The sequence below is a fragment of the Novosphingobium terrae genome (assembly GCF_017163935.1).
GTDB classification, from domain to species: Bacteria; Pseudomonadota; Alphaproteobacteria; order Sphingomonadales; family Sphingomonadaceae; genus Novosphingobium; species Novosphingobium terrae.
On record NZ_JABVZR010000001.1, the window covers coordinates 2,468,302 to 2,489,206 of the forward strand.

21 protein-coding genes are annotated in these 20,905 nt (G+C 65.8%); 15 read left to right on the plus strand and 6 right to left on the minus strand.

Annotation, left to right across the window (positions count from 1 at the left end):
* Positions 1-122 precede the first annotated feature (122 nt).
* Positions 123-1,229, minus strand: coding sequence for an FAD-dependent oxidoreductase (locus tag HGK27_RS11165; protein ID WP_206240589.1), 1,107 nt, complete (start codon positions 1,227-1,229; stop codon positions 123-125).
* Between the two features lie 162 nt (positions 1,230-1,391).
* The gene (locus HGK27_RS11170) at positions 1,392-2,552 is read right to left on the minus strand and encodes an MFS transporter (protein WP_206240590.1); all 1,161 of its coding nucleotides are present in this window, start codon (positions 2,550-2,552) and stop codon (positions 1,392-1,394) included.
* Positions 2,553-2,710: 158 nt separating this feature from the next.
* On the opposite strand from HGK27_RS11170, the gene HGK27_RS11175 reads away from it, so the two are divergent.
* Positions 2,711-3,244: a type 1 glutamine amidotransferase domain-containing protein gene (locus HGK27_RS11175; RefSeq protein WP_206240591.1), complete on the plus strand. Its 534-nt coding sequence runs from the start codon at positions 2,711-2,713 to the stop codon at positions 3,242-3,244.
* 36 nt (positions 3,245-3,280) lie between these two features.
* Here the strand turns inward: HGK27_RS11175 and HGK27_RS11180 are convergent, their stop codons facing one another.
* The 3 genes from HGK27_RS11180 to HGK27_RS11190 form a co-directional block, all read right to left on the minus strand.
* Positions 3,281-3,652: a UrcA family protein gene (locus HGK27_RS11180; RefSeq protein ID WP_206240592.1), complete on the minus strand. Its 372-nt coding sequence runs from the start codon at positions 3,650-3,652 to the stop codon at positions 3,281-3,283.
* A 218-nt stretch (positions 3,653-3,870) separates the two neighbouring features.
* Positions 3,871-5,577, minus strand: a complete 1,707-nt coding sequence (locus tag HGK27_RS11185) for a M56 family metallopeptidase (protein WP_206240593.1) — start codon at positions 5,575-5,577, stop codon at positions 3,871-3,873.
* The gene (locus HGK27_RS11190) at positions 5,574-5,981 is read right to left on the minus strand and encodes a BlaI/MecI/CopY family transcriptional regulator (protein ID WP_206240594.1); all 408 of its coding nucleotides are present in this window, start codon (positions 5,979-5,981) and stop codon (positions 5,574-5,576) included. The genes HGK27_RS11185 and HGK27_RS11190 overlap by 4 nt, the downstream gene beginning before the upstream one ends.
* An 87-nt stretch (positions 5,982-6,068) precedes the next feature.
* Between HGK27_RS11190 and HGK27_RS11195 the strand changes: the two genes are divergently transcribed.
* The 8 genes from HGK27_RS11195 to aqpZ all read left to right on the plus strand — a co-directional run bounded on the left by HGK27_RS11195 (position 6,069) and on the right by aqpZ (position 15,822).
* On the plus strand, positions 6,069-6,326 hold the full coding sequence (locus HGK27_RS11195) for a hypothetical protein (RefSeq protein WP_241127048.1): 258 nt from the start codon (positions 6,069-6,071) through the stop codon (positions 6,324-6,326).
* A gap of 68 nt (positions 6,327-6,394) precedes the next feature.
* A complete protein-coding gene (locus tag HGK27_RS11200) occupies positions 6,395-7,483 on the plus strand; it encodes an endo-1,4-beta-xylanase (RefSeq protein ID WP_206240595.1) in 1,089 nt (362 codons plus the stop codon).
* Positions 7,484-7,750: 267 nt separating this feature from the next.
* Positions 7,751-9,259: a S53 family peptidase gene (locus HGK27_RS11205; RefSeq protein ID WP_206240596.1), complete on the plus strand. Its 1,509-nt coding sequence runs from the start codon at positions 7,751-7,753 to the stop codon at positions 9,257-9,259.
* Positions 9,260-9,335: 76 nt separating this feature from the next.
* Positions 9,336-10,019 (plus strand): response regulator transcription factor, encoded by a 684-nt coding sequence (locus HGK27_RS11210; protein ID WP_241127049.1) that lies wholly within the window; start codon positions 9,336-9,338, stop codon positions 10,017-10,019.
* Positions 10,010-11,464, plus strand: a complete 1,455-nt coding sequence (locus HGK27_RS11215) for a sensor histidine kinase (RefSeq protein WP_206240598.1) — start codon at positions 10,010-10,012, stop codon at positions 11,462-11,464. The genes HGK27_RS11210 and HGK27_RS11215 overlap by 10 nt, the downstream gene beginning before the upstream one ends.
* A gap of 33 nt (positions 11,465-11,497) precedes the next feature.
* On the plus strand, positions 11,498-13,750 hold the full coding sequence (locus HGK27_RS11220) for a TonB-dependent receptor (RefSeq protein WP_206240599.1): 2,253 nt from the start codon (positions 11,498-11,500) through the stop codon (positions 13,748-13,750).
* Entirely contained in the window at positions 13,750-14,943 is a 1,194-nt protein-coding gene (locus tag HGK27_RS11225) for a histidine-type phosphatase (RefSeq protein ID WP_206240600.1), read from the plus strand. Before HGK27_RS11220 ends, HGK27_RS11225 begins: the two co-directional genes overlap by 1 nt.
* A gap of 150 nt (positions 14,944-15,093) precedes the next feature.
* Positions 15,094-15,822 (plus strand): aquaporin Z, encoded by a 729-nt coding sequence (gene aqpZ / locus HGK27_RS11230; RefSeq protein WP_206240602.1) that lies wholly within the window; start codon positions 15,094-15,096, stop codon positions 15,820-15,822.
* Positions 15,823-15,836: 14 nt separating this feature from the next.
* Here aqpZ and HGK27_RS11235 read toward each other — a convergent pair whose 3' ends face one another.
* The gene (locus HGK27_RS11235; protein WP_206243071.1) at positions 15,837-16,766 is read right to left on the minus strand and encodes a LysR family transcriptional regulator; all 930 of its coding nucleotides are present in this window, start codon (positions 16,764-16,766) and stop codon (positions 15,837-15,839) included.
* Between the two features lie 131 nt (positions 16,767-16,897).
* Here HGK27_RS11235 and HGK27_RS11240 point away from each other — a divergent pair, with 131 nt between their 5' ends.
* The 6 genes from HGK27_RS11240 (at position 16,898) to HGK27_RS11265 (ending at position 20,856) form a co-directional block, all read left to right on the plus strand.
* On the plus strand, positions 16,898-17,725 hold the full coding sequence (locus tag HGK27_RS11240; RefSeq protein WP_206240604.1) for an alpha/beta fold hydrolase: 828 nt from the start codon (positions 16,898-16,900) through the stop codon (positions 17,723-17,725).
* Positions 17,726-17,746: 21 nt separating this feature from the next.
* Complete coding sequence (locus tag HGK27_RS11245) at positions 17,747-18,361, plus strand: M17 family peptidase N-terminal domain-containing protein (protein ID WP_206240606.1); 615 nt, start codon at positions 17,747-17,749, stop codon at positions 18,359-18,361.
* Between the two features lie 4 nt (positions 18,362-18,365).
* Complete coding sequence (locus HGK27_RS11250; protein ID WP_206240608.1) at positions 18,366-18,770, plus strand: hypothetical protein; 405 nt, start codon at positions 18,366-18,368, stop codon at positions 18,768-18,770.
* 20 nt (positions 18,771-18,790) lie between these two features.
* On the plus strand, positions 18,791-19,501 hold the full coding sequence (locus tag HGK27_RS11255) for a YoaK family protein (RefSeq protein WP_206240609.1): 711 nt from the start codon (positions 18,791-18,793) through the stop codon (positions 19,499-19,501).
* Positions 19,502-19,718: 217 nt separating this feature from the next.
* On the plus strand, positions 19,719-20,417 hold the full coding sequence (locus HGK27_RS11260; protein ID WP_206240610.1) for a pirin family protein: 699 nt from the start codon (positions 19,719-19,721) through the stop codon (positions 20,415-20,417).
* A gap of 55 nt (positions 20,418-20,472) precedes the next feature.
* Positions 20,473-20,856, plus strand: a complete 384-nt coding sequence (locus tag HGK27_RS11265) for an OsmC family protein (protein ID WP_206240611.1) — start codon at positions 20,473-20,475, stop codon at positions 20,854-20,856.
* The last annotated feature ends 49 nt before the right edge of the window (positions 20,857-20,905 follow it).

A 20,905-nucleotide genomic window follows, 5' to 3' on the forward strand; every position in this document is an offset into this window, starting at 1 on the left:
TCACTGTCGCCGCTTTCCCGGCCCCGGAAGCAAGGGAAAGCGGCGCGCCTATATGATCCGGCACCCCAGTCACGCCGCACAACCGCCATCCCCTCGACTGAAAGACCGTCCTGTCGCGATGATCAGCGCCGCAACGCAGCCTGAAACAGATCAATCGCGCTGAAGGGCGCATCGTCGCCGAAAAAGCGGGCAAGGTTGCTGGCGGAACGCTGCGCCACCGGCTGACTGCGCGCAAAAAGCTCATGCTCATAAGCCGCGAGCGCCGCTTCACCATCGCCCGGATGGGCCAGCAGCGCCCCGGCCAGTCGTGCGCCATCCAGCATCGCCAGATTGGCTCCCTCTCCGGCGAAGGGCGACATCAGATGCGCCGCATCGCCCAGCAGCGTCAGCCCGGGCCTGCGCGCCCAGCAATGGTCGACCGGCAGGGCATGGATCGGGCGCAGCAGCGGCTCGATCTCGCTTAGGGTCAGGAAATCGACAAGCCATGGCGCCCATCCGGCAAAATGGCTGGCCAGATCGCCCCGCGCCGTGCCCACATCAGCCTCTGGCAGGTGAAGCGCCGCATAGCCGCGCATCGTGCCATCCCCATGGCGATGCGCCATAATTCCCTTGCCCGGCGCCAGCGCCATCAGCGTTCCCCCGCCGATGGCATCGATCATCGCCTTGTGACGCAAGGCGCCCTCGACGATCCCGATCTCGATAAAGGAGACCCCGGCATAAAGCGGCCCGGCATCTGACAGCAAAGGCCTCACCTTCGACCAGGCGCCATCGGCCCCCACCAGCAGATCGGCCTCGATCCCGGAGCCATGGGCAAAGGCCACCCGATGCCGGGCGCCATCACGCTCCAGAGAAACGGCCTTGTGCCCCCAGCGGATCGTGCCCGGCGGCAGGGAGGCGATCAGCATGGCGCGCAGTTCACCGCGGTCCACCTCGGGGCGGGTGCTGGCCGGATCGCCGGGGTGGTCGAAAAGGACCGTGCCATGCTGATCCACAATGCGCTTGGCATCCTCGCCCGGGCGCACCAACGCGAGGAAGGCATCGTAAAGCCCGGCATCGCGCAGCGCCTGCTGGCCGCTCAGCTCATGGATATCCAGCAGGCCGCCCTGAGTTCTTGCCTCGGGCGATGCCTCCGCCTCATAGATGGTGGCGGGGATGCCGTTCACATGCAGGACCCGGGCAAGCATCAAGCCGCCCAGCCCCGCACCGATGATGGCAATGTCATCTTTCATGTCAGCGCTCCAACTGTGTCGCCCGCGCCGGTGAGCGCAGGCTTTGGAAGACGCTGGCCGAACCATGCCCGAAGCATGGCTGGCGTATCCTCGAAGGCAGGCCGCCTCCGTTTTTCGCGATGGAAGCTCCTATAACGCCTTTCCCCGCCCGGCGCAACGCGGCTAACGCCGGCGCGAGACCACCAGCCCGGAGGACAGCGGCACCACCAGCAACCCCGCCGCCAGCATCCAGAAGGCCGCCTTCAGCCCGGCATGCTGAGCGATAAAGCCGATCAGCGCCGGGCCCAGCAGAATGCCCGCATAACCCGTGGTGGTCATCACCGCGACGGCCAGATGGCCCGGCATCACCGTCTGAGCGCCCGCCGCCCGGAAATAGACCGGCACGATGTTGGCCGCGCCCAGCCCGATCAACACAAAACCCGACAGCGCCAGCCCGGCGAAAGGCGCGCTCAGCAACAGGGCAAAACCGGCGATGGCCACCACGCCGCCGCCCATCAGCGCGGCACGGTCGCCGATGCGGGCCGTCAGCGCATCGCCCGCGAAACGCCCCGTCGTCATGGCGATGGCAAAGAGCATATAGCCAAGGCCCGCATGCTTCACGCTCAGCAGGCCCAGATCGGTGACGACCAGCGCGCCCCAATCCAGCAAGGCGCCCTCGGCCAGAAAGGTCACCGCCGCCAGCCCGCTCAGCACCAGAACGATGCCGCGCGGCACGGCGAAATGGCTTTCCTCACCCTCGGGACGGGTCCGCAGCAGGCGTGGCGCCATCAGGACAATGGCAAGGAGGATGAAGGCCGTGCTGATCATCGTACCGGCCACCGCGCCCGTCCCCAGCGAGAGGCAGGCGGTCATCGTCGCGGCCCCGGCAAAGCCGCCGATGCTGTAGAGCCCGTGAAAGCCGGAGAGCAGCGGCTGCGGCGCATCGCGCTCCACCTCGATCGAATGCACATTCATGCCCACATCCAGCACGCCCATCGATGCGCCGAACAGCAACAGAGCAAGGGCGAGCAAAGCCGTCGAAGGCGCCGCGGCCAGACAGGGCAGCAGCAGCATCACCCCGGCCCCGCCCGCCAGAATCACCGGCCTTGTGCCAAAGCGGGAGGTCAGCGTGCCCGAGACCATCATCGCCGCCACCGAACCGCTGCCCAGGCACAGCAGCAAGAGGCCCAGCGTGGCATCGTCCAGCCCCAGCCGCGCCTTGGCGAAAGGCACCAGCGGCGCCCAGCAGGCAATGGCAAAACCCGCGACAAAAAAGGCCAGCCGCGTGGCAAGGCGGGTGGCAGGCGTGTCGGCGCCGGTCTTTGTGATGGTTTGCACGGTCATTCGACTGCCATGGCCGCCCTCGCCCGTCTTGAACAGACCTATCTGAGCAAACTCATGGCCGGGCGGCCTTGTCCGCGCGATGGCCCGAGTCACCCGCGCGGACCTATGGCCCCGGCCCTCCATTCCATCGGCAGATCCTCACAATCAGGAGAGCCGTCATGAGCCGTGTCCTTATCCTTGCCACCGATGGCTTTGAACAGTCGGAACTCACCGGCCCGCGCGATGCGCTCCATCAGGCGGGCATCGAGACGGTGGTCGCCAGCCCAAGGCCGGGCGAGATCAAGGGCTGGCAGCACACCGATTGGGGCGACAGCGTGGCGGTGGACCAGACGCTCGATGAGGTGAATGAGGGCAGCTTCGATGCTCTGGTGCTGCCCGGCGGCCAGATGAACCCCGACAAGCTGCGGCTGGAACCCAAGGCCATCGCACTGGTGCAGAGCTTCGCCCGGGCGGGCAAGCCGGTGGCCGCGATCTGCCATGGGCCCTGGCTGCTGGCCGAAGCCAATGTTCTGCAGGGGCGCACCGTCACCAGCTGGCCCTCGATCCGCACCGATCTGCGCAATGCGGGGGCTCAGGTGGTGGATCAGGCGGTGGTGGTCGACGGCAATCTGATCACCAGCCGCAAGCCGGACGATATTCCGGCCTTTTCCAAAGCCGTGATCGCGGCCTTGCAGGAAAGCGCGGCGGCCTAGCTTCAAGGCCCGGCCGCCGCACCTCCGGAGAGGGCATCAACGCGTCTTCAGGGCGTAATCGACGGTCTTGCCGGTCTGCATGCGCCGGGCCAGCTGGGTCTGGCGCAGGTCTGACAGCTGCTGATAGCCCTGCTGACGCGCGGTGTTGGCGCAGGCGGTGGCCTGAAGGTTGAACCCGTCGGGATCGGGCAGACCGGCGCATACGCTGCGCGCCGCCCCGCTGATCCGGCGCCGGGCCAGAGCCTCACCCTTTGGCGTGGTCACATCCACGCCCGCAAGGTTGATCTCCAGACGCGGCGCGCGATCGGGGTCCTGGTTCAGATCCTGCGCCGCAACCGGGGAAGCGGCGGCCACCATCAGGCCAGAAAACAGAGCGCAGCGGGCAAAAAAGCTCATTCTGTAGGTCATGGTCGATCTCCTGAGTTGGGGGTTACGGAGGGCTTCGATCCCGGTTTCCGTCTGACGCAGGCGCAAAGAGGCGTTCCGTCAGCGCAGGTGGCAGCGGAAAACAGGGCAATTCAGTCTGAAAGCGGGTCTATCGGGGGCCCGTCCGGGAGGTGAAACCGGACGGGCCGACGTATCGAGACAGGCGATGGGCTCTCCGGTCCGCCTCGATCGTCAAAGGGTCAGTCGTTGCGTTCCATGGCGGCGGCGCGGCGCGCGGCCTGTGCTTCGCGGCGGGCCTCGGCCGCCTCCGCCAGGGCCTGGCGGCGAGCGTGATCGGCCTCCGCCAGAGCCTCGCGCCGGGTCTGTTCGGCCTCACGTCGAACCTGATCGGCCTCCGCCAGCGCCTGACGCCGGGCGTCCTCGGAGTCGCGGCGGGCCTGTTCCGATTGGCGGCGGGCCTCGGCGGTCTGGGCCAGCGCTTCCTGCCGGGCCTGCCGGGCGATGGCCTGAGCGTCGATCCGCGCGGCGGCAGCCTGAGCCCGGCCTTCGGCGGCGGCGGTCAGCCCCTCGCTGCGGGCGCGCTCGGCATCGCGCATGGCCTCGGCGCGGATGCGGGCGATGTCGGCGCGGGAGAGCTGTCCATCCTCGCGGTTGCCGATATAGGGCGGCGCGGGCGGAGCCGGGGGCGCAGGCGGGGCCCAGCCCGAAGGCGGTGCCGGAGGCGCAGGCGGCACGGGCGGCTCGGGCGACATGACGGAGACGCCATCGCTCGCGCCATCGCTGATCACCGTGGTGCGATGGCCGTTGCTGGCGGCAAGATGGATATGGGTGTGGCGGCCATTGGTGCCCACGACCTCGATGGTGGTGTTGCCGTCGCCATCGCAGCTGCGGGTTTCCACCGTGCCGTCAGGATGAACGATGCGGGTCGTGGTGATGTGCGAGGACGAGGGCGTTTCGGCGGCATGGGCAAAGCTGACCAGCGATGCGGCGACGGCCAGCGTGGCAATGCCCCCCAGCCCGGCCACCCTGATCCGCGAGCGGCGCAGCAGGTCGGCGGGGGCCGCATCCAGCACCTGATGCACGCGGCGGCTGAGACCATGGCCGGCAGCCATGCCATTGGCGGGCAGCAGGCGCGTGCCATTTTGCCCCATGAAATTCCCGGCAAGGCAGGTCATCAGCGTTTCGGCATAATCGGTGGGCGCGCAGCGGGTCAGCGCCTGAGCGTCGGCGGCTTCCTCGCAATGCTGGACCAGCGCGCGGGTCAACACCCAGACCAGCGGGTTGAACCAGAACAGCGCGACCGCCACCCGCGCGCCCATCAGCGCCAGCCAGTCGGCACGGGCGATATGGGCGGCCTCATGAGCCAGAATGGCGCGGGCATCGCCGGGGCGCCGGGCGCTGGCCGGGTCGATCAGAATGGTGGGATGGCGCAGACCCCAGCTGAGCGGCGCGCTGACCTTCTCGCTGACCACCAGCCGCGTGCTGGCGGGCGCACCGGACAGCTCCAGCGCTTCCTGCCATGGATGGTCCTGCAAAGGCTGCGCGCGGCGCGTCCAGCGGCTCAACAGCGTCACGCCGAGCAGCAGGCGGCCCAGCAGCGCTGCCGCGCCCAGCCCATAGGCCAGCATCAGCAGCGTGGAGAGCGCGATGGTGGGGCGCGTCACCGGCGGCACGGCTTGCGGCAGGGCCTTATAGGGCCGCGCCACGGTCTGGGCGGTGTCAACCGGCTCGGCGGCGGGGGCCGGCATCAGCCGTTCCAGCGCATGCGGTATCGTCAGGCTGACGCGCGGCAGCAGCGGCATTGCCAGCAGCAGCGCAAGCGCCAGCTTCAGCCAGGCCGCGCGATCAAGCGGCGAACGGCGGCGCAGCAGCCACAATCCGCCCAGCCCGAGCGCCGCACCCAGCGTCGATTGAGCGGCAAGGCCGCTCAGCAGGGCGGCGGTCACGACTGCTTCTCCGCTTCGGCGGCAGCGTTCCTGGCGGCGCGGGCCCGAGCCTGTGCCAGCGCTTCTTCCAGCGCCTCCAGCTCGTCTTCATCGGCGCTGCGCGACATGCCCAGCAGCGCGGTGGCGGCGCTGATCGCGGAGCCTTCGAAAAAGGTCTTCACAAACTGGCTGAGCGCCGAGCCGCGCACCTGCTCCACCGCCTGGGTCGGGCTGTAGAGATAGACGCCGTCCTGCTCGACATGATCGACCAGCCCGCGCCCTTCCAGACGGCTGAGCAAGGTGCGCACCGCCGAGGAGCCCGGCGCATCGGCCATGCGGGCGCGCACGGCGGCGGCGGTGATGGGGGCGGCAGCGCAGAGAATTTCGAAGACCTCGCGTTCCCGTCGTGGCAATTTGGGACTCATGATGCTCTCCTCGCTTCTGGCCTCGAGTCTTGCTACATTTGTAGCGTGCTACAATTGTAGCGCATGCGCAAGAGGGAAATGCACGGCATGACCTTCGGGCAAAGCAGCATGCCCCCTCCCATCCGCCCGGCGCTCCATTTCGTGGGCTTTCGCGGCGAGGAATATTGGAGCGCGGTGAAGGTCTGGGGTGTGCCGGATTTCATCCATATCGGCTGGGACCGCTATGCCATCCATGCCATCGACCCTTGCGATACGGTAATTTTCGCGAAGGGCGACTGGACTCAGGAGCCCAATGCCTATGGCTATCCGGATATGAAGCGCGGGCCGCTGCATCTCTATGACTGATGCCATCGGTCATGCTGCGGTCATGTCGGACGGGGCAGATGTCCCCACATCCTTCGGGAGATCGATGCATGCCTGATCGCCGCGCCTTTCTTGGTCAAGCCGCCGCCTCGCTGGCCGGGCTGTATGCCGGGCCTGTGCTGGCCGCCGACTCGGGGTTTGTGCCTTTGGGGCAGGTCGCGCGGGCGCATGGACTGCAGTTCGGCTTTGCGCTCGATCCGCGCCGCCTGAGCGATGCGCGCTATGCGGCGTTTGTGGCGCAGCAGGCCTCGCTGGTGGTTCCGGAAAATGCGCTCAAATGGGCGGCCACCCATCCCGCGCCCGACCATTATGATTTCGGCCCCGCCGATACCATCGCCAGCTTTGCCCGCTCGCATGGCATTGCGATGCGCGGCCATACGTTTTGCTGGCACCGCTCTCTGCCCGCATGGGTGACGCAGACGGTCACCCGACAGAACGCCGAGGCCGTGCTGGTCGATCATATCCAGACGGTGGCCGGGCATTATCGCGGCATGATCCACTCCTGGGATGTGGCCAATGAAGTGATCAATCTGGCCGACAACCTCCCCGGCGGCTGGCGTGACTGTTTCTGGCACCAGATGCTGGGGCCAGCCTATGTCGAGATCGCAGCCCATGCCGCACATCAGGCCGATCCGGGGGCGCTGCTCTGCTACAATGACTATGGGCTGGAGAGCGACAGCGACAAGGCACAGGCCAAGCGCAAGGCCGTTCTGGCGATGTTGCAAGGGCTGAAACAGCGCGGCGTGCCGATCGGCGGGCTGGGCCTTCAGTCGCATCTGCGCGCGGGCGGATCTGACAGCTTTGGGCCGGGGCTGGCGCAATTTATCCAGGAGGTGCGCGGCCTTGGCCTGACCGTGCTGATCACCGAACTCGATGTCGATGACAGCAAGCTCGATCCGGCGACCAGCGACGGCGTGGTGGCCGGAGTCTACAAGCGTTATCTCGATCTGGTGCTGGGCACGGGCGCCGTTTCCGCCGTGCTGACCTGGGGCGTGTGGGACACGCCGCATTACACCGCCGCCACGCCGGGCCAGAGCGGCCCCATGGCGCAGCGCCCGCTGGCCTTTGGCCCCGATGGCAGCTTGAAGGATGCCAGTTGGGCCGTCGAGCATTGCCTGATGCGGGCGCGCAAGGTGTGATGGGACCTGTCCTACACGGCCCCTCTGCGGGACAATGGCGGTCAACAGTCGGAGTCGCATGGTGGATCGCCCGCTACGGTGCCCCTGCCCTCGCTCCGGCTTTCCATGGGGGCGTTTCACCCTGCAAAGCGCTGATCGCGGTTGGGTTTTTCCATCGCTCAGGGCAGAGTGGAAGATGCTCCGATACCGCGCCTATCCCTTTCAAACTTAAGGGACTTGGGCAGCATGACCACGACCCGTATGTTCCAAAGAACAAGGAGGCAGACCATGGCCGATCTCACCCAGCCGCTCGCCGGAAGCCATCGCGACGCGCCCAGGGATATGCGCTCCATCGGGCGTGTGCCTGCTGACGAGCAGATCGCTGTCAGCCTCTATATCCGGCCCGTTGATGGTGCGATGGAAGGCGCAACGGACCGCGCCGCCCTGCATGCCGCACGCAGCACCGAGCATGCCGATGATATCGCCGCCATCGAAGCCTTTGCGAAAAGCCATGGCCTGACGGTGGCCGAATGCTGCCCCGAACGCCGCCTGATCCGCCTGAGTGGCCCGGCCTCTGCCGTGGAGCAGGCCTTCGGCACGCAGCTTCATCACTATGAGGGCCATGGCCAGACCTGCCGGGGCCGCCATGGCGCGCTGCATGTGCCCACAGATCTGGCCGGGCGGATCACTGCCGTGCTGGGGCTCGACACGCGCCCCATCGCCACGCCCAAGATCGTGCCGCACAAAGGCCCGACGCCACCTGCGGGCTTTTTACCGACCGATGTGGCCAGGCTTTATGGCGTCAGCGGCGTGGATGCCTCGGGCCAGTGCATCGGCATCATCGAATTGGGCGGCGGCTACACCGATGCCGACAATCAGGCCGCCTTCAAGGCGATGGCGCTGGCGGTGCCGCCCATTGTGGCCGTTGGCGTGGATGGGGCCAGCAACGATCCTTCCGACACCAGCGGCGCCAATGGCGAGGTGGCGCTCGATATTCAGGTGGCGGGCGGCGCGGCGCCGGGGGCCAAAATCGCGGTCTATTTCGCACCCAACACCGATCAGGGCTTTGTCGATGCCATCACGCAAGCCGTGCATGATCAGGACAACGGGCCCAGCGTGCTGTCCATCAGCTGGGGCTCGGCGGAGAGCGGCTGGACCCAGCAGGCCATCGCCGCGATGGGGCAGGCCTTCAAGGATGCCGCGCAACTTGGCGTGACGGTCTGCGCCGCCTCCGGCGATGGCCTCGCCACCGATGGGGTGAGCGATGGCAAGGCCCATGTCGATTATCCGGCCTCCGATCCCTTTGTGCTGGGCTGCGGGGGCACGAAGATCACCGCCTCGGCCGATGCCATCACGGGCGAAACCGTGTGGAACAGCAATGGCGGCGGCACCGGCGGCGGGGTCAGCACGCTGTTTGCCCTGCCCGGCTATCAGGACAAGGCGGGCGTTCCCCCCGCCAGCGACAAGAGCGGCGGGCGCGGCGTGCCCGATGTCTCGGGCGATGCCGATCCTGACAGCGGCTATCGCATCATCACCGATGGCCAGACCGGGATCATCGGCGGCACCAGCGCGGTGGCGCCTTTGTGGGCGGGAATCGTGGCCGGGCTGAACGCCGGTCGCAAGGCGCCGCTGGGGCAGATCCATGCCCAGCTTTATGGCGATCCTTCGGCGCTGCGCGACATCGTCAGCGGCAACAACAAATCAGGCAGCATCGGTTTCGAGGCCGCCAAGGGCTGGGATGCCTGCACCGGTCTGGGCTCGCCCGATGGCGCTAAGCTCAAGACATTGCTGTCATAAAAACGCCATAACAGAACTGTCACATCCGGGCGCTATCGGCGGGCGGTTTCATGTCTCCCGCCCGAGGACCGCCCCATTGCAACTCCTGCTTGTCGAGGATGACCCGCTGATCGCGCAGGAGCTGACCGGCAGCCTGAGCACGCTGGGTCATGACTGCACCCATTGCGCCACCGGAGCCGGAGCCATCGGCGCCTTTGCGCAAGGGTCTTTCGACGCGATCATCCTCGACCGCATGCTGCCCGATCTGACCGGCACCGGCCTGCTCGACCATCTGCGGGCGCGCGGGCCCTTGCCGCCGGTGCTGATGCTTTCGGCTCTGGGCAGCGCGCGGGACAAGGTGGAGGGGCTCAACGCCGGGGCCGACGACTATCTGGCCAAACCCTATGATATCCATGAATTGAACGCCCGGCTTTCCGCGCTGACGCGGCGCGGGGCGCAGGTGCATGGCGATGCGATCACCCTCTCCATCGGGCGGCTCAGCCTTGATGCGGCCAATCACAAAGTGCGCTTCGGGACGCAACAGGCGCATCTCAACCGCGTGGAATTTTCGCTTCTGCTGTTCCTGATGCGCCATGCCGACAAGCTGGTCACCCGCGCCATGCTGCTGGAAGGCGTGTGGAGCTATGCCTTCCAGCCGGTGACCAACATTGTCGACACCAACATTTCGCGTTTGCGTCGGCGGCTGCAGGAACTGGGCTGCGACCCCATCATCACACGGCGTGGCGAGGGTTACATGCTGATGAGCGACGAATGCGTCTGATCGACACCCTGCGCCAGGGCGAGCCGCGCATTGGCCGCCTTTCGCTGCGCATCGGCGCGGCGGTGGCTCTGGGCATGGTGCTGACGGCGCTGATCGTGCTGACGCTGACCAGCCTGCAATTCTCGCGCGATCTGGATGCCTCGCTCTTCAAGGAGATGGGCAAGCTGATGCCGGAAGGCGCCCCGCGCGACACTGCCTCCGTGGCGGATCGTGTGGTGAGGCGGGCGGCCTCGCGCTCCACCTCGATGAAGATTGCGCTGCTTTACGATGCCTCGGGCCGCCGCATCGTGGGCCGCGTGGACCTGCCCCTGCAGCGCGACGGCGTGGTGACGCTGAGCTACCGCGACGGCGATTCCAAGCCCAAGGATGGCCGCGCCTACACCATCCGACTGCCCGATGGCGCGCATCTCACCGTGCTGCATCACGATGAGATGAAGGAGGTGGTGCAGCATATGCTGCCTGCGCTGGTGGCCTGTCTGGCGCTGTCTGGCGCCGCGATGGGCATTTTCGCCAGCCGGGCGATGGCGCGGATGATCGCCGCGCGTCTGGCGCTCACCCGTGCCACTGCCGATGCCATTGCGGCGGGGGATCTCTCCAAGCGCATCCCTGTCGCAGGCATGGAGGGCATCTTCGCCGCTCAGGCCGACAGCTTCAACAGCATGATCGCCCGCATGGAGGAAATGGTGGAAGGCCAGCGTCATTTCGCCAGCCATCTGGCGCATGATCTGCGCACGCCGCTCACCCGCCTGCGCGCTCTGCTGGGGCGCGAGGTCGAGGATGCGGAAGACTTCGCCGCCATGCGCCTTGCCGCCGAGCGCGAATGCACCGCGATCATCGCCACCTTCGAGGCCATGCTGCGCCTGTCCGAAATCAAGGCCGGGCGCCATGATGCCCCGCGCGAGCCGCTGCCTCTGGCCGAATTGCTGGAGGATGTGGGCATCACCATGGAGGCGGTGCTGATGGAGGCCGATTGCGCGCTGGCCATCGGGCCCTTCGCCCCGGCCACGGTGGTGGGAGACCGCAGCCTGCTCCAGCAGCTTTTCGTCAATCTGCTGGAGAATGTGGCCCTGCACACCGCGCCAGGCACCAAGGCCCGCCTCGCCCTGCGCCGCGAGGGCAACGAAGCCGTGGTCACGCTGGCCGACGATGGCCCCGGCCTGCCCGAAGCCGACCGTGCCCGGGTGCTCCGACCCTTCGAGCGTGGCAGAGTGGCGACCTCCTCACGCGGCAGCGGGTTGGGGCTGGCGATTGCTCAGGCGATTGTGCGCTTTCACGATGGCAGCTTGCGACTGCTGGACGGGGCGCCGGGGATGATCGTGGAATTGCGCTTTCCCGCCCAGCCTCTGGCCGAAACAACCGCTCCATCCGTGCTGAAAACGGCGGAAACCGCCAACCTTGCAAGCTTGTCATCTTTGGCCGGGGGTTCTGTCATACCGCTCACCTAGGCGACCTTCCAACCCCTTCTGGAAGGTTCCTCCATGCGCTGTTCGATCCTGTTATCCGCCACAAGCCTGCTTGCCGTCGCCACACCGGCGCTGGCCCAGACCGCGCCCGCTGACACTGACGACAATTCCCGCGCGATCACCGTCATCGCCACGGCGCTGCCGCTGGCGCCATCGTCCATGCCGCTCAATGTCACGCAGCCCACATCGGTGATTCAGGAAGGCTTTATCGCCAACAACATCGCCCCGCTGGCCAGCATCGATGACATCATCAAGTTCCAGCCCAGCGTCTGGAGCGAAAACCCCAACGGCCCCGGCATCGGCAAGGCCGAGACGATGGCGATCCGCGGCTTTCAGGATGGCCAGTACAACGTCACCTTCGATGGCATTCCCTTCGGCGATTCGCAGGATCTGCATCACACCACCTCCTCGCTGTTCATCGCCCATGCGCTGCAGCAGGCGCAGATCGATCGCGGCCCGGGCTCGGCCAGCACCATCGGCAAGGCCACGTTTGGCGGCACGGTGGGCTTCCTCTCGAAAGACCCGCTCGATCACTTCGATGTCGATGCCTATGGCACGGCGGGCAGCTGGAACACCTTCGCCGGCGGCGGTCGTGTCGACACCGGCAACATCGGCGGCTTCCGCATGTTCCTCGAAGGGCAGCATGAGCAGACCGATGGCTATCTGACGGGCTCGAACGAGAAGCGCACCAATGTCATCGGCAAGGCGATCTATGACGTCAGCCCGACCACGAAGCTGACCGCGCTGGGCAGCTGGAACCGTGAGAACCAGTACACCACGCAAGGCGCCACGCTTCAGCAGTACGCCCAATATGGCAACAATTACGGCCTGTGCTACAACACGGCGGCGATGTGCTATTATGGCTATCAGCCCAGCCGTTACGAGACCGACTTCGAATATATTCGCCTCGAAACGCAGATCGGCCCGGTCAAGATCGACAATCAGGTCTACCATAACGGCTTCGTCCATGACTACACCGAGTCGAGCGACGCCTCTGACACCAACGTGGCCGACAATGGCGTAACCTTCTACAGCCCCACCAAGATCGGTTCGAAGGTCGCCACCTATGCCAGCGACATCAAGGGCAAGTTCACCGACGCGGTGGTCAGCACCTGGGGCGATACGCTGCGCTTTGCCGTCAACACCAAGATGGCCGACATCAAATGGGGCGTGTGGTTCGATTCCCAGCATGACGACCGCTTCTCCGAAACCGTCGACATTTCGCAGGGGGCCATCCCCGTCACCGGCAAGACGGGCACCGCCTATTCCTATATTTACGAAGACAAGGGCACGACGTGGCAGCCCTATCTTCAGGTCGACCTGCATCCCATCGAAGGCCTGACCATCAACCCCGGCATCAAATACACCAATTACAAGCGTGATCTCAACGCCACGCTCAACAAGAATGGCCCGAATGGCCTCACCAGCATCACCTATGATGCATGGCAGCCCTCGATCGCCGCGAACTATCGCCTTGCCGAGGGCTGGTCAGCCTATGCGCAGGTGGCGCGCGGTTTCCTTGCGCCGCCGATTGCCGTCTTCCAGGTGCAGGACCCCACGCAGCTCAAGCCCGAACTGACGTGGAACTATCAGGTCGGCACCGTGATCCACGGCAAGCACTGGAGCCTCTCGGCTGACGGTTACTACATCGATTTCAGCAACTTCCTCTCGCCGCAGACCACCATCGTGGGCGGCACGGCGGAAAGCAGCTATGTCAATGCAGGCGGCGCCATCTACAAGGGTCTGGAATTCGAAGGGCAGTATGTGCTGGCCAAGGGCCTGTCCTTCTATGGCAATGCCACGCTGAACTCGGCCAAATACAAGGGCACCGGCGCCACGCTGGAGGAAGCCCCCAAATGGACCGCCGCCACCGGCATCATTTACGAAAACAAGCACGGCCCCTTCGGCTCGCTGATCGGCAAATGGATCGGCCCGCGCTATGGCAATGACAATGGCAATGTCGCCATCACCGCCGGCTATCTCAACGGCAACACCGCCATCGCGGCAGGCACCATCGACGATCCCACCAGCCATATCGGCACCACTTTCTCCGCCGATCTGGCCGCGGGCTGGCATTTCGACAAGGTCTATGGCCCGCTCCATCAGGTGACCGCCTCGATCAAGGTCGGCAATCTGTTCAACAGCCATCAGGTGACGGATTATGCCGGCACCCAGTCGGCGGTGCAGAGCGGCCAGCAGGCGGCCTACAACCTCTATTGGCGCCAGCCGGGCCGCAGCATTTTCTTCAATCTGGAAGCGCATATCTGATGGGGCGCGTTCTGACATCCTCAATGGTGGCACTGGCGGCGCTGATGGCGCTGCCGGTGGCCACCGGCTCTGCCCTCGCCGCCGAAAGCGCACCGGGCTGGACGCTCGACCGCGTGGTGGTGGTGATGCGCCACGGCGTGCGCCCGCCCACCAAGGCTGATCCCCTGCCGCAAGCCATGGCGCCCGCGCCCTGGCCGACATGGGATGTGAATTGGGGCGAGTTGAGCCATCATGGCGAGAAAGCCGTGGCGCTGCTGGGCACCTTTGACCGGGCCAGCTACGCGCCGCTGCTGGGCACCGGCTGCCCCACGATCCATGCCGTGGCCGATACTGACCAGCGCACGGTGCGAACCGCTGAGGTCTATGTCGCGACGCTGCTGCCCGGCTGCACGGTGAGCGTGGAACACAAGGGGCAGAGCGAAAGCGATCCCCTGTTCCAGCCCTTCGAGAGCGGCAGCACCCTGCTCTCGCCCGAACAGACGCTGGCGGCGGCCAAGGGCGTGTTGCCGCGCGGCGGGGCTTTGGCGCTTGATCGCGATCTTGCGCCGCAATGGGCCATGATCGACCGCATCCTCCAATGCCATGCCGCTGCCTGCATCGCCGCCAAACCCACGGCCTTGAGCGCGGGCGAAGGCAAGGTGAAGCTGGCGGGCGCGCTGGGTCTGGGCGGCAGCTTTTCCGAAACGCTGGCGCTGGAATATGCCGATGGCAAGCCGATGAGCGAGGTCGGCTGGGGCCGCGCCAGCCGCGCGCAGATCACCAGCCTGCTGATGCTGCATGCTCAGGAATTCGCGGTGACGGCGCGCCCTGCTGCCATCGCCCGCGCCGGTTCCGCCAGACTGCTGGGCGACGTGGCAACGGCGCTGGCCAGCCCGCAAGCCCCGGCGTTCAGCCTGTTTGTCGGCCATGACGGCAATCTGGCGCTGATCGGCGGCGCTTTGGGTCTGCACTGGCACGCCGCCCAATTCGCCCCCGACGATCCGCCCCCCGGTGGCGCTCTGATCTTCGAGCGCTGGCACAATGCTGCAGGCCGCTATCGCCTGACGGTACGCTTCCGCGCCCAGAGTCTCGACGAGATGCGCAACCTCACCCCGTCCGGGCCGAAATCTGTGCAGACGCTGCCTTTCGCCGCCTGTTCAGAGACCAATGACTGCGATGCCGAAGGCCTGCGCAAGGCCTTGTCGCCCCAATAAATCATGCGGGGAGGAAGGTTCATCCCCCTCCCCGCACCGCGACAAGTATGAAAACTTGTAAAGCACAGCATTGTGATGCTGCAGACTCCCACAACACATGGCACAGTGAGCATAAGGCGCCCCCAAATCCTTTCGCCAAGGACTTCACTTATGCCACTGACCAACAGACTGACCGCAGAACTCTTCGGCACCTTCTGGCTTGTCTTCGGAGGATGCGGCAGCGCGGTGCTTGCCGCTGCCTATCCTGCTCTGGGGATTGGCTTTACCGGTGTCGCCCTGGCCTTTGGCCTGACGGTTCTGACCATGGCCTATTCCATCGGCCATATTTCGGGCTGCCATCTCAATCCGGCGGTGACGGTCGGCCTGTGGGCTGGCGGGCGCTTCCCTGCGCGTGACATCATTCCCTATTGGATCGCCCAGCTGATCGGCGCCACCGTGGCCGCCTATCTGCTGCTGCACATCGCGCAAGGCGCTCCGGGCTTCGAGCTTGGCCCCAAGGGCCTTGCGGTCAACGGCTATGGCCCGCAATCGCCCGGCGGCTATTCGCTGGAATCCGGGCTTATCATCGAGATCGTGCTGACATTCGGCTTTCTGGTCGTCATTCTGGGCGCGACGGACACGCGTTCACCCTCGGGCTTTGCGCCGATTGCCATCGGACTGGCGCTGACGCTGATCCATCTGATCAGCATTCCGGTCACCAACACTTCGGTCAATCCGGCGCGCAGCACCGGCCCCGCGCTGCTGGTCGGCGGCCTTGCGCTGAGCCAGTTGTGGGTGTTCTGGATCGCGCCGATCATCGGCGCCCTGCTGGCCGGTGGCTTCTACCGCCAACTCGCCCCGCAGCCCCTGCCGCCCGCCATCAGCGGCGAACCTCTGTAACCACACGCGAGGGGCTAGATATCCCCCAGCCCCTCCAACTCGCGATCATGCGCGCCCAGTTGCACGAACTGGTCGAGCAGCCATGAGGCAGCGGGGCCCGGCGGCGTATCGCGCCGCCACACGCCCGCAAAACGATAGGTCCCGCCCGGATGATCGGGCATATGCAGCTTGACCAGAGTGCCTGCCGCCAGATCGCCCTCGATCATATGCTGCGGCATATTGCCCCAGCCGATACCCTCGCGCAGCAGAGCATGCTTGGCGCCCAGATCGGCCAGACGCCAGGTGCGCGGGCTCATCACCGAGAAATCCTGACCCTCGGTAAAGCGTGAGCGATCGGTCAGCACCAGCTGCACATAGTCACGCCCCGCGCCCGGCGCGATATGCTCCATAAGCCCAAGCGGATGATCGGGCGCCGCCACCGGCACCATCGGCACCGATCCGGCGCTGATCGCCTCGATGCCCTTGACCCCCGCCGCCAGAGGCCCCGAAATCCCGACCACCGCCGTGCGATCCAGCACCATGGAGGGCACCGCGCCCAGCGCCTCTGTATGCAGGCGCAGCTGCACGGTGGGATACATTTCACGGAAGCCGCGCAGCACGCGCCCCAGCCTTTCGGCGGGCAGCATCACATCCACCGCCAGATCGACCTCGGCCTCCAACCCGTCGAGCAGGCCTTTCACCTTGGCGCGCAGCCCATCCATGCCCTGATGGATCGCGCGTGCCTCGGCCAGCAGGGCGCGCCCCGCCGTGGTCAGCACCGGCTTGCGTGAGCCTTCGCGCTCGAACAGCATCACGCCCAGCTGGGTCTCCAGATTGACCACGCCATAGCTGATCACCGAGACGGCGCGCCCAAGCTGGCGCCCGGCGGCGGCGAAGCTGCCCGCATCCACCACGGCCAGGAAAATGCGCAACTGATCGAAGGTGGGCGTACCGGGATCACTCATCATTCAACTTTCTGGAACATTTTGAACATCTTTATGCTGGTTTCCTGCAATATCCGCAAGGGCTAATCAGGCATCAGCAGACGCCAAGCGGCAGTTCTGAAACGCTTTTACCCCCAATCAGGAGACCCGACATGCCCTTCATCACCACCACCGACGGCACCGAGATTTTCTACAAGGACTGGGGCGCGAAGGATGCCCAGCCCATCGTCTTCCACCATGGCTGGCCGCTCAGCAGCGACGACTGGGATGCGCAGATGATGTTCTTCCTTGCCAAGGGCTACCGCGTGATCGCCCATGACCGCCGGGGCCATGGCCGCTCGACGCAGGCCGCCACCGGCCATGACATGAACACCTATGTCGCCGATGTGACCGCCCTGACCGATGCGCTGGATCTGAAAAACGCCATCCATATCGGCCATTCCACCGGCGGCGGCGAAGTCGCGCGCTATGTGGCTCAGGCCAAGCCGGGCCGGGTCGCCAAGGCGGTGCTGGTCAGCGCGGTCTCGCCGATCATGCTGCGCGGCGAAAGCAATCCTGACGGCGTGCCGATGGAGGTCTTCGACGGCATCCGCGAGCAGGTCGCCACCAACCGCAGCCAGTTCTTTTACGACTTCACCCTGCCCTTCTTCGGCTACAACCGCGAGGGCGCGCAGGTGAAGGAAGCGGTGCGCCTCAACTGGTGGCGCCAGGGCATGAACGGCGGCGCGCTGGCGCATTATCTGGGCATCGCGGCCTTCTCGGAAACCGACTTCACCGCCGATCTGAAGGCCATCACCGTCCCCACGCTGGTGATGCATGGCGAGGACGACCAGATCGTGCCTTTCGAGACCACCGGCAAGCTGGCCGCGCAGATCGTGCCCGGCGCTCAGCTGAAGGCCTATCCCGGCTATCCGCACGGCATGCCCGTCACCCATGCCGATGTGATCAACGCCGATCTTCTGGCCTTTATCCAGCAGTAAGCCTCAGGAAGGAGCAGGCGCATGACACAGGTTCAAACCCTTGGATCATACAGGCATGTAGCGGTGGATGTCGCCGGATGGGACAGCACTGCCGCCACGGTCGATCTGTCATGCGCCTGCATGTTCACCCATGAGGCCCATGGCGCCACGCTGGGTGGCGGACTTGCCCACCTCGATCAGGCGCTGGGCGGCACGCTGACCACCATGCGCAAGGATGGCCTGTTCAAGGCGGAGCGGGGCGAAAGCCTGTTCCTCTCCAACCCGCCCGCCGGGGTGGCCGCCAAGGCGCTGCTGGTGTTCGGTCTGGGCGCGCCCGAGGACTGGTCGCCCGCCGTGATGGAAGGTGCGGTAAGACAGGCGGTTGGCGCAGCATTTTTCCGCCCGATCCGCAGCATCGCTCTGGCCGCCAGCATGCTGGATGGCGGGCTGACGCCTGCCGAAACTGCCGGGGCCTCCCTCGCCATGCTGCACGGACTGACCGGCGCGCTGGATGCCGCGGCCCATCTGCGCGCCATGAATTTTGTCGAGCCCCTGACGCTGACCCGCTGGGTCTTCGATGTGGGCGCCGAGCGCTTCGATGCCGCCGCCGCTCAGTTCCGCAGCGAGTTGGCGGCGATCTCCGACTTGAAAGGATAGCACCATGCAAGCTGCTCCCCCTGCCCCTGTCGTCACGCAGGAAATCCGCGTCACCGATGCTCAGGGCCATGCCCGCATCGTGCTCTCCGCCAGGGATGGCACGCCCACCATCCAGCTGCTGCGCGGCGATGACACGCCCGGCGCCACCATCAGCCTCGATGCCGCAGGTCGCCCGGCGATCCGGCTGGCCAACCCCGCGCCCAACGCCCCCACGGCCTCGCTGGAGATCGATGACAAGGGCGCTCATGTGAAGTTCGACCGGCCCGGTGGCGCGTCTTCCTATGTCTTCCTCAACAATGCGGGAGGATCGGGTATCGTGCTGATCGACGCCCGGGGCGCCCGCAAGGCCGGGATCGTTCTGGCGCCCGATGGCACCATCTCCCTGCAGGGCATCACGCCCACCCCGTAACGCCCTTCAAGGACACCACCATGGCCTCCACCTCTACACCGCCCCGTTCTTCCCCGCTGCCTCTGCTGCTGTTGCTGCTTTCGGTCACAACGGGCCTTGTCGATGCGATCAGCGTACTGGGGCTGGGCAAGGTCTTCACCGCCAACATGACCGGCAACATCGTCTTTCTGGGCTTTGCCGCCGTGGGCACGCCGGGCTTCCATCCGCTCTCCTACATCGTGGCGATCGGCGGCTTTCTGGCCGGGGCCTTTGTCGCCGGGCATATCGGCAAGCAGCAGGAGGGCGGCCCGCTTCACCGCTGGCTGATGCGCGCTGCCATTATCGAGGCAGCCTTGCTGTGGGCTGCCGCTGGCGTCTCGTGCTTCTTCGATGTCGCCACGCAATCGCCCGATGCCGCGCTGTTGAGCATTGTGGTGCTGACCGCTCTGGCGATGGGTTTCCGCAATGCCACGGTGCGCCAGTTGAAAGTGCCCGATCTCACCACCACCGTGCTGACGCTGACGTTGACCGGCCTTGCCGCCGACTCCAGCATGGCGGGCGGTGCCAACCCCAACTGGCAGCGCCGGGTGGCCAGTGTGGCAGCGATCTTTGCAGGCGCGGCGCTGGGGGCATTCCTGCTGGCACTTCCCAGTCCATGGGGCGGAATGGCGCTGCCTCTGGCGCTGGCCGGTGTGCTGATCCTTGGCGGGACGGCGGCCTGCGCGCTGCATCCGGCCTCTCGCGAAGGCTAAAACCCTCTCAACACAGTCTTTCATTAAAGGCCCGTGCCCCGCGAAACGCGTGGCGCGGGCTTTTTGCGTTGCCCTCCGCACAAGCGCAATCATTCAACTTTATAGAACATCTTGAACTCATTTATCCAGCTAACCTGATGGACGAGTCGCCGCTAGAACCACTCCATCAGGACAGCAGACCACCCCCCCGGTCACCGTCCTTCACAGGAGAAGACCTATGATCGAACTGCGCTCTTTCAACAGCCTTGGCGGTGCCAACCATGGCTGGCTCAACGCCAAGCACCATTTTTCCTTCGCCGATTATTACGATCCGGCACGCACCAGCTGGGGCAATCTGCGCGTGTGGAACGATGATATCATCGCCCCGCAGACCGGCTTCCCCCCGCACCCCCACCGCGACATGGAGATCATCACCTATGTCCGCGAGGGCGCGATCACCCATCAGGACAATCTGGGCAACAAGGGCCGCACCGAGGCCGGCGACGTTCAGGTGATGAGCGCGGGCACCGGCATCACCCACAGCGAATACAATATGGAGGATATCGCCACCAAGATCTTCCAGATCTGGATCGTGCCCACCCGGCGCGGCGACCAGCCGAGCTGGGGCGCCCGCCCCTTCCCCAAGGGTGAGCGCGCCGGGCAATTCGTGGTGCTGGCCAGCGGCTATGACAATGACGACGACGCCCTGCCGATCCGCACCGATGCCCGCATCGTGGCCGCCACGCTGAAGGCTGGCGAAACGGCGGAATATCCGCTGGGCAAGGACCGCCGCGGCTATCTGGTGCCTGCCATCGGCGCGGTTCAGATCGATGACATCCGCGTGGGCACCCGTGACGGCGCCGCGATCAAGGATGTCGATGTGCTGAAGGTCACCGCGCTGGAAGACACCGAGATCGTTCTGGTTGACGCTGCCTAAATCCCCCCTGTGGCCGGTATCCCTCTGCCGGCCACCTTTCTACGAAAGACAAGCCATGACCCGTGCCCATGCCGCCATCGGCCAGACGCCCTATGCCACTCGGATCGAAGTCAACGGCCGCAAGCTCATCGCCGACGAGCCCGAAGTGCTGGGCGGCAAGGGCGCGGGTTTTGCGCCTTATGATCTGCTGCTCTCCAGCCTGGCCGCCTGCACCGCGATCACCCTGCGCATGTATGCCGACCACAAGGGCTGGCCGCTGGAAAGCCTCGATATCGATCTCAGCCTGAGCGGCGCGGGCGATCAGCGCCATATCCGCCGCGTGCTGCATCCCGTTGGGCTTGATGCCGATCAAGCCGCGCACCTTGCCGATGTGGCAGAGCGAACACCCGTCACGCTGACGCTGAAAGCGGGCATCGCCATCGCCACCACGCTGGCCTGAAATCCATCCGTTTCATCCAAGAATGCGGCGAAGAATCTCGCCACATTGC

Excerpts from the sequence above, each read along its gene's own strand:
- HGK27_RS11165 (WP_206240589.1), bottom strand. The coding sequence starts at position 1,229 with ATGAAAGATGACATTGCCATCATCGGTGCGGGGCTGGGCGGCTTGATG.
- HGK27_RS11170 (WP_206240590.1), bottom strand. The coding sequence starts at position 2,552 with ATGACCGTGCAAACCATCACAAAGACCGGCGCCGACACGCCTGCCACC.
- HGK27_RS11175 (WP_206240591.1), top strand. The coding sequence starts at position 2,711 with ATGAGCCGTGTCCTTATCCTTGCCACCGATGGCTTTGAACAGTCGGAA.
- HGK27_RS11180 (WP_206240592.1), bottom strand. The coding sequence starts at position 3,652 with ATGACCTACAGAATGAGCTTTTTTGCCCGCTGCGCTCTGTTTTCTGGC.
- HGK27_RS11190 (WP_206240594.1), bottom strand. The coding sequence starts at position 5,981 with ATGAGTCCCAAATTGCCACGACGGGAACGCGAGGTCTTCGAAATTCTC.
- HGK27_RS11195 (WP_241127048.1), top strand. The coding sequence starts at position 6,069 with ATGACCTTCGGGCAAAGCAGCATGCCCCCTCCCATCCGCCCGGCGCTC.
- HGK27_RS11200 (WP_206240595.1), top strand. The coding sequence starts at position 6,395 with ATGCCTGATCGCCGCGCCTTTCTTGGTCAAGCCGCCGCCTCGCTGGCC.
- HGK27_RS11205 (WP_206240596.1), top strand. The coding sequence starts at position 7,751 with ATGGCCGATCTCACCCAGCCGCTCGCCGGAAGCCATCGCGACGCGCCC.
- HGK27_RS11215 (WP_206240598.1), top strand. The coding sequence starts at position 10,010 with ATGCGTCTGATCGACACCCTGCGCCAGGGCGAGCCGCGCATTGGCCGC.
- HGK27_RS11220 (WP_206240599.1), top strand. The coding sequence starts at position 11,498 with ATGCGCTGTTCGATCCTGTTATCCGCCACAAGCCTGCTTGCCGTCGCC.
- HGK27_RS11225 (WP_206240600.1), top strand. The coding sequence starts at position 13,750 with ATGGGGCGCGTTCTGACATCCTCAATGGTGGCACTGGCGGCGCTGATG.
- aqpZ (WP_206240602.1), top strand. The coding sequence starts at position 15,094 with ATGCCACTGACCAACAGACTGACCGCAGAACTCTTCGGCACCTTCTGG.
- HGK27_RS11235 (WP_206243071.1), bottom strand. The coding sequence starts at position 16,766 with ATGAGTGATCCCGGTACGCCCACCTTCGATCAGTTGCGCATTTTCCTG.
- HGK27_RS11240 (WP_206240604.1), top strand. The coding sequence starts at position 16,898 with ATGCCCTTCATCACCACCACCGACGGCACCGAGATTTTCTACAAGGAC.
- HGK27_RS11245 (WP_206240606.1), top strand. The coding sequence starts at position 17,747 with ATGACACAGGTTCAAACCCTTGGATCATACAGGCATGTAGCGGTGGAT.
- HGK27_RS11250 (WP_206240608.1), top strand. The coding sequence starts at position 18,366 with ATGCAAGCTGCTCCCCCTGCCCCTGTCGTCACGCAGGAAATCCGCGTC.
- HGK27_RS11255 (WP_206240609.1), top strand. The coding sequence starts at position 18,791 with ATGGCCTCCACCTCTACACCGCCCCGTTCTTCCCCGCTGCCTCTGCTG.
- HGK27_RS11260 (WP_206240610.1), top strand. The coding sequence starts at position 19,719 with ATGATCGAACTGCGCTCTTTCAACAGCCTTGGCGGTGCCAACCATGGC.
- HGK27_RS11265 (WP_206240611.1), top strand. The coding sequence starts at position 20,473 with ATGACCCGTGCCCATGCCGCCATCGGCCAGACGCCCTATGCCACTCGG.